This window comes from Citrobacter sp. wls711 (assembly GCF_005281055.1).
Lineage (GTDB): Bacteria > Pseudomonadota > Gammaproteobacteria > Enterobacterales > Enterobacteriaceae > Citrobacter > Citrobacter gillenii.
Genome location: NZ_SZXC01000046.1, coordinates 1 through 970, shown reverse-complemented (window position 1 = coordinate 970; position 970 = coordinate 1). Strand labels below are relative to the sequence as shown.

Annotated in this window: 2 protein-coding genes and 1 pseudogene; 1 reads left to right on the top strand and 2 read right to left on the bottom strand. The window is 47.6% G+C overall.

Annotation, left to right across the window (positions count from 1 at the left end):
• Positions 1–209 (top strand): tail fiber assembly protein (locus tag FDW98_RS14395; protein ID WP_137398874.1); only part of this gene is annotated, 209 nt, incomplete at its 5' end.
• On the opposite strand, the gene FDW98_RS14390 is transcribed toward FDW98_RS14395, so the two are convergent.
• Positions 181–609 (bottom strand): tail fiber assembly protein, encoded by a 429-nt coding sequence (locus FDW98_RS14390; RefSeq protein ID WP_137398873.1) that lies wholly within the window; start codon positions 607–609, stop codon positions 181–183. The two genes, FDW98_RS14395 and FDW98_RS14390, sit on opposite strands and share 29 nt — an antisense overlap.
• A 5-nt stretch (positions 610–614) precedes the next feature.
• A pseudogene (locus FDW98_RS23670) lies at positions 615–970 on the bottom strand (phage tail protein); the annotation flags it as partial.

Genomic DNA, 970 nt, shown 5'->3' with positions numbered 1-970 from the left:
AGCAGGAACGCGCCGAGCAGCAGCGACAGGTACTGAAATCAATTGCTGATACTGAAATATCCTGGCGACAGTACGCTGTTGAAAGAGGCAAAGCGACGGAAGAAGAAGCCGCCGCTTTGATTGTATGGCAGGATTACAGGCTCGATTTGATGCGGGTTGATACCGCAAAACCTGACTGGCCTACACCTCCGGGGGTACAGGCCAGTTAACATGCTCAGGGTCGGTTGTCACATCAACCACCTTAACTTCGTTCTTATACGCCAGCCACGCCGACAGCTTAGCTTTGTTGGCGTCGCTGATTTCACCCAGCATCAACTCAGTTCGCCAGTCGAGCATTACCGAATCAGCACGAGCCAATAGCCTCTGGCGTTTGTTCTCTGCCATATGTACCAGCTCTTCATGGCTCAGTGGTGGAATATTCACCCAGGAAGGAAGGCCATCAACTACGCCTCTGCGTTTACCTTGTGGAGGAACGTCTAAAAATTCATTCGAAATTGAGTCTTCAATTTCAATTGCATCATCAGGAAGTGTACCGCTCGCTTTATATGAATTAATCAACGATACAGGGTAAAAATGGTTAGTTTTTGCAGAAAATAAGTATTTGCTCATGTTCATTACCTTCCGAATGCTTTCCAGTTACAGGTCAGGCTTGCCGGGCTAACATCACTCCCGTTTGCAGTAGCACATCCTGTCCGAAATGTTGTCGTACTGACGGGGAATGCCTGGGAAATTTCCGCATATGGCGTGTCATTCGGGTCTGAGCTAATCAGCACGTAATAACATTCGTTGGGAAATGGAATGATGAAATCCGCATCTCCATTCCCATAATTAGCCTTCCCCCACTGTTCTATAAAACCATCAGGTGTTTCCCTCCATCCATTTGTGGCTTTCAATGATTTCCATTTGCTCATATCAGGGATCTGATTTGCACCGGTACCCACATCCCTTTTTGCCGCTTCTCCCAGACCAA